This window comes from Rhodoferax sp. (assembly GCF_039922535.1).
Classification (GTDB): Bacteria; Pseudomonadota; Gammaproteobacteria; order Burkholderiales; family Burkholderiaceae_C; genus Rhodoferax_B.
In genome coordinates this window covers 1-5410 of record NZ_JBDTEM010000330.1, presented here as the reverse complement: position 1 = coordinate 5410, position 5410 = coordinate 1, and the positions used below count along the sequence as shown (strand labels likewise).

At 62.6% G+C, this 5410-nt stretch carries 5 protein-coding genes; all 5 read right to left on the bottom strand.

Annotated features, from left to right (window positions below):
* Positions 1-73: 73 nt before the first annotated feature.
* The 5 genes from ABI213_RS15850 to ddpX all read right to left on the bottom strand — a co-directional run bounded on the left by ABI213_RS15850 (position 74) and on the right by ddpX (position 5216).
* Complete coding sequence (locus ABI213_RS15850; protein ID WP_348027780.1) at positions 74-913, bottom strand: ABC transporter ATP-binding protein; 840 nt, start codon at positions 911-913, stop codon at positions 74-76.
* Positions 910-1824, bottom strand: a complete 915-nt coding sequence (locus ABI213_RS15845) for an ABC transporter permease (RefSeq protein WP_348027778.1) — start codon at positions 1822-1824, stop codon at positions 910-912. The genes ABI213_RS15850 and ABI213_RS15845 overlap by 4 nt, the downstream gene beginning before the upstream one ends.
* Before the next feature lie 7 nt (positions 1825-1831).
* On the bottom strand, positions 1832-2863 hold the full coding sequence (locus ABI213_RS15840; protein WP_348007335.1) for an ABC transporter permease: 1032 nt from the start codon (positions 2861-2863) through the stop codon (positions 1832-1834).
* Positions 2864-2868: 5 nt separating this feature from the next.
* The gene (locus ABI213_RS15835; RefSeq protein WP_348027776.1) at positions 2869-4482 is read right to left on the bottom strand and encodes an ABC transporter substrate-binding protein; all 1614 of its coding nucleotides are present in this window, start codon (positions 4480-4482) and stop codon (positions 2869-2871) included.
* Between the two features lie 158 nt (positions 4483-4640).
* Positions 4641-5216 (bottom strand): D-alanyl-D-alanine dipeptidase, encoded by a 576-nt coding sequence (gene ddpX, locus ABI213_RS15830; protein WP_348027782.1) that lies wholly within the window; start codon positions 5214-5216, stop codon positions 4641-4643.
* Between the last annotated feature and the right edge of the window lie 194 nt (positions 5217-5410).

Sequence of the window (5410 nt, the reverse complement as noted above, 5' to 3'; positions counted from 1 at the left end):
GAGGTGTCGGCCACCGCTACAAAGCCGTCGAAGCTGACCCGCAGGTTCTGTATTTCCAAGCCTACTGACTGGTTCATAGCGCCCACTCCGGCTGCCGGTTCAGCATAGGCAGCGGATGCCGGTTGTCACCCAACTGCGGCAGGCAGTTCAGCAGGCCCAGGGTGTAGGGATGTTGGGCCTGCGCCAAGCCGCCAGCAGGCAGCTCTTCGACCACCCGCCCGGCGTACATCACCAGAATGCGGTCGCAAAAAGTGGAGACCAGGCGCAAGTCGTGCGACACAAAAATCAGGCCCATGCCGCGCTGCACCACCAGCGCGTCCAGGATCGCCAGCACCTGCAGCTGCACGGTCACGTCCAGGGCCGAAGTGGGTTCGTCGGCGATCAGCAGGTCGGGGTTGGCAATCAGCATCATGGCAATCATGGCCCGCTGGCCCATGCCGCCCGAGACTTCGTGCGGATACAGCTTATAGACGCGGGCCGGGTCGTCGATCTGCACCTGCTCCAGCGCCGCCAGGGCCTGTTTTTTAGCTTGGGCGTTCGATACCTTGCTGTGCGCCTGCAGCGTCTCGACGATCTGGTCGCCAATGCGCATCACCGGGTTCAGCGAAAACTTGGGGTCTTGCAACACCATGGCGATCCGGCCACCGCGCAGCGCCCGGCGCTCTTGCGGACCACAGTGCAACAGGTCGGTGCCCCTGAAGGCCAGGCGCTTGGCGGTGACCCGGCCTTCGGGAGCCGTCAGGCCCAAAATCGCCCGGCCGGTCTGCGACTTGCCCGAACCCGATTCGCCCACAATGCCCAGGCGCTCCTTGCCCAACGTAAACGACACGCCGCGCACCACCTCAATCCAGCCACCATCGCGGTTGGGAAACGCGACCCGCAGGTCATCGACCACCAAAAGGGGTTCGGTCATTTCACGCCTTTAGGATCGAGTGCGTCTCGCAAGCCATCGCCCACCAGATTGAAAGCCAGGCTAACCAGAAAAATCGCCGCCCCCGGCGCCGCTGCCACCCACCATTGGTCCAACACGTACTGCCGACCATTGGCGATCATCGCGCCCCACTCGGGTGTGGGCGGCTGCGCCCCCAGGCCCAAAAAGCCCAGCCCGGCCGCGGTGAGGATGATGCCCGCCATGTCCAGCGTGACCCGCACGATCACGGAAGACAGGCACAGCGGCATGATGTGGTGCAGCACAATGCGCCAGGGCGACGCGCCGATGAGCTGCACCGCGGCGATGTAGTCGGTCTGGCGGATGGTCAGCGTTTCGGCCCGGGCCATGCGCGCATACGGCGGCCAGGCGGTGATGGCAATGGCAATCACCGCGTTTTCAATGCCGGGGCCCAGGGCGGCCACAAAGGCCAGCGCCAGAATCAAACGCGGAAAGGCCAGAAAAATATCGGTAATGCGCATCAGCGCCGCATCCACCATGCCACCCGCATAGCCCGCTACCGTGCCTACCAGCAAGCCTATGGGCGCGGCCAGCACAGCTACTAGCACCACCACCATCAAAGTGATGCGCGAGCCATGGATCAGGCGCGACAAGATGTCCCGCCCCTGGTCGTCCGTGCCCAGCCAGAACATGTGCGAAGGCGGCAGCAGACGCGTGGTGCGCAGGTCGCCCACCGTGGGCGAATACGGCGCCAGCAGCGGCGCAAAAATGGCCACCAACACCAGAGCCAGCACGATGCCCAGCCCCAGTACCGCCAGCCGGTTGCGCAGAAAGATGCGCCAAGCACCATAGGCCCGGCCCCAGGCAGCCTGTCGGCGCGATACGGGCCGGTCGCTCATCAGCCAGTCGTGCCAGCTCGGTGTGGAAGATGTCATCGTGGCGTTATCGGGTTCGGGTGCGGGGGTCCAGCGTCTTGTAAAGCACGTCGGACAGTAAATTCAGGCCAATAAAAACCGAACCCACCACCAGCGTGCCGCCCAGCACCGCATTCATATCGGCGTTTTGCAGCGAATTGGTGATGTACAGGCCCAGGCCCGGCCAGGCAAAGACGGTTTCGGTAAGTACCGAGCCTTCGAGCAAGCCCGCGTACGACAGGCTGATCACGGTGACCAGCGGCACCATGGCGTTGCGCAGCGCGTGGCGCCAGATGATGCGCGTCTCGCTCAGGCCCTTGGCGCGGGCGGCCACGATGTACTCTTGGGCCAACTCGTTGAGCATGAAAGAGCGCGTCATGCGGCTGATGTAGGCCAGCGAAAAATAGCCCAGCAACGAGGCCGGCAAGATCAGATGCGACAGCACATTGCCAAACGCATCCCACTGGCCGGCCATGGCCGCATCCAACAGCAGCAAGCCAGATACGTTGACCAGGGTGTACTCATACGTCACATCCATCCGGCCTGGCCCGCCCACCCAGCCCAGCTTGGCATAAAACAGCACCAAGCCCATCAGCCCCAGCCAGAAGATCGGCACAGAATAGCCCACCAGCCCCATGACCCGCACGGCCTGGTCCACCACGCCGCCTCGGCGCACGGCGGCCCACACGCCCAACGGCACGCCAATACCTACGCCGATGATGATGCCCAGCGTGGCCAGCTCCAGCGTAGCGGGAAAAGCGCGGCGGATGTCCTCCATCACCGGGTGCGAGCTCAGCACCGAGGTGCCGAAGTCGCCCTGCAGCACCTTGCTGATGTAGATGGTGAACTGCTCCCACAGCGGCTTGTTCAAGCCTAGTTCTGCACGCACTTTGGCCACCAGTTCGCCGGAAGCGTGGTCGCCCACGATAGCCAGCACCGGGTCGATGGGCATCACCCTGCCAATGAAGAAGGTAACGGCCAACAGGCCCAGGTAGGTCAAAACCACGACAACCGCAAAGCGGCCCACGGCCTTGAGCCTACGCATCCAACGAACGGACATGCGGTTTAACGCTTGCTGGCAGTGAACATGTAGTCCGAACCAAATGTGGGGCCGAGCTTGAAGCCGTCCACATTGCTGCGCACGGCAGCCACTTCCACCTGCTGGTACAGCATGATGAAGGGGCTGGTCTTGCGGAATTCGGCCTGCATGTCTTCGTACATTTTTTTGCGCTTGTTGGTGTCGCGCTCCAGCACGGCGGCATCGGCCATTTTGTCGAGCTCGGGCGCCACCCAGGCATTGCGCCAGGCCAGGGGCTTGGCCTTGGCGTCGTCGCTGTTGTCGGGGTTTTGCACAAAGGTGGCGTTGCTGTGCGGGTCCCAGTAGTCGGCACCCCACTGGCCGATGTACATGTCGTGCGTGCGGGCGCGGTACTTGGTCAACACCTGCTTGCCGTCACCGGGGATGATTTCAATGTCGATGCCCGCGCGCTTGGCGGTTTGCTGGAAGGCCTCGGTAATGCCCTGCACCGGCTGGACTGTGCGCATGTCGATGGTGACCTTGAAGCCATTGGGCAAACCGGCCTTGACCAGCAAAGCCTTGGCCTTGTCCACGTCCAGCTTGTACGGGTTGACCGTGCTGGCACCCAGTAATCCCACGGGCAGGAAGTTCTGGTCGACGGTGCCGATGTTTTTGATCAGTGTGTCGCCAATCGCGGCGTAGTCCACCAGCCATTTCAGGGCCTCGCGCACCTCGGGCTTGGCCAGATTGGGATTTTTTTGGTTCAGGCTGATGTAGTAGACCGTGCCCTTGGGGGCCGAACTGACCTTGATGTCTTTGTTGCTGGCCATGGCCGCCAGGTCTTGCGGCGACAGGTTGCGGGCCATGTCGATGTCGCCTTTTTCCAGCAGCAGACGCTGGGTGCTGGACTCCTTGATGTGGCGGTACAGCACCCGGGCCATCGGGGCTTTTTTGCCGTAATAGCTGTCGTTGCGTTCTAGCGCCACCACTTCGTTGGCCCGCCATTCGCGCAGCTTCAAGGGGCCCGAACCCGCGTAATGGGTTTTGAGCCAGGCATAGCCCAGGTCGCCCGCTACCTCGTTGGCCAGCACCAGCTTTTTGTCGACCACCGCGCCCACGTCGGCGGTGAGGCAATTCATGACGAACGAGGGGGCGTAGGCCTTGTCGGTTTCCAGCGTCAGGCTCAGCGGCCCGGTGGCTTTGATTTTGTCTTTGACGTTGGTCTTGCTGAAGCCAAACTGGGTGAGGATGAAGGCCGGGGATTTGTCCAGCAGCACCGCCCGCTGCAGCGAAAAGGCCACGTCGTCCGCCGTCAGCGGGTTGCCCGAGGCAAATTTCAGGCCGGGCTTGAGCTCGAAGCTGTAGGTTTTGCCGTCTGCCGACACGCTCCAGGACTTGGCGATGTCGTTGATGAGCTTGGACGGGTCGTTGACATCGAGCCGCACCAGGCGGTCATAGGTATTGCCCATCACCTCGCTGGCGGAGATTTCAAACACCTCGGCCGGGTCCATGGTGATGATGTCGTCAAACGCGAAAGCCACTACCAGCGTGTCCTTGGGGGTGGCAGCCAGGGCGGGTGCCATGCCGTAGCCCAGGACCAGGGTAGAAGCCACAGCCGCCGCCATCGCGCGGCGCGAAAACACAGGTGTCGAAAAACGCATCAGGTAGTCCTTAGGGTTAAAAAAAGACAAAGCAGAAACAGCATACCAAGCAGTGCATCGTGCAAGATCCATGCTAACCCTCCTGTCTAGGCAGGTGCGGTCCGAGCTTATGACTTTTTCAGCCGATGCCCGTTGCATCCCCGCTGGGTTCCACCCGCCTATACAACCGGGCGCATCGGGCTCAAATCGCCCAAGGCGGCGCTGTCAATCAGGCCGTAGTGGCCGGGCAGCGCGTAGTGCCACCACTCGTGGGGCAGGTGCTCGAAGCCCGCGTCTTCCATTATCCGCAGCAGCAGCAAGCGGTTGGCCTGCGCCTCGACGGACACCTGTTCACTGAAATGGTGCGATGCGTCGGTCATGTCGTCAAAACCCGTGCCCATGTCCAGCTCGGCACCCTGCGCGTCCACCAGGGTCAGATCCACCGCTGTGCCGCGTGTGTGGTTCGAGCCGATGGCCGGGTCGGCCACATAGGCTTGGTCGGGCGCGGTTTCCCACAGCAGCACCTGGGCCTCGTGCGGGCGGAATGCATCAAAAATCTTCAGCCGCAGGCCCGACTCCGCCGCGAGCAGCACGGCCTTGCGCAGGCAGGCTTCGGCATCGCGGTGCAGCAGGCAGTGGGCGCGGTCGTAAATGGGCCGACCCGCGATATTGTTGGCGGTGGCGTAAGCCAGGTCGAGCACGATGCCATGGGTTTCCGGATGGATAGTGACGAGAGGATGGGACATGGCAATCAGAAATTTATAAAAAATAGGGCTCTGGCGCAGGTAGCACCTGCGCGGGCAGCTACTAATTTTATAGCCCGAGGGAAAGCAGCGCCCAATTCAGGGCGCAGCGCTGGCAGCGGGCTGGGCCGGAACCGGCATGGCGGCAGGCGCATCGGCCATGGCGGGCACTCCCGACATTACCGGCACTACTGACACTATCGGCA

Excerpts from the sequence above, each read along its gene's own strand:
- ABI213_RS15835 (WP_348027776.1), bottom strand. The coding sequence starts at position 4,482 with ATGCGTTTTTCGACACCTGTGTTTTCGCGCCGCGCGATGGCGGCGGCT.
- ABI213_RS15840 (WP_348007335.1), bottom strand. The coding sequence starts at position 2,863 with ATGTCCGTTCGTTGGATGCGTAGGCTCAAGGCCGTGGGCCGCTTTGCG.
- ABI213_RS15850 (WP_348027780.1), bottom strand. The coding sequence starts at position 913 with ATGACCGAACCCCTTTTGGTGGTCGATGACCTGCGGGTCGCGTTTCCC.
- ABI213_RS15845 (WP_348027778.1), bottom strand. The coding sequence starts at position 1,824 with ATGACATCTTCCACACCGAGCTGGCACGACTGGCTGATGAGCGACCGG.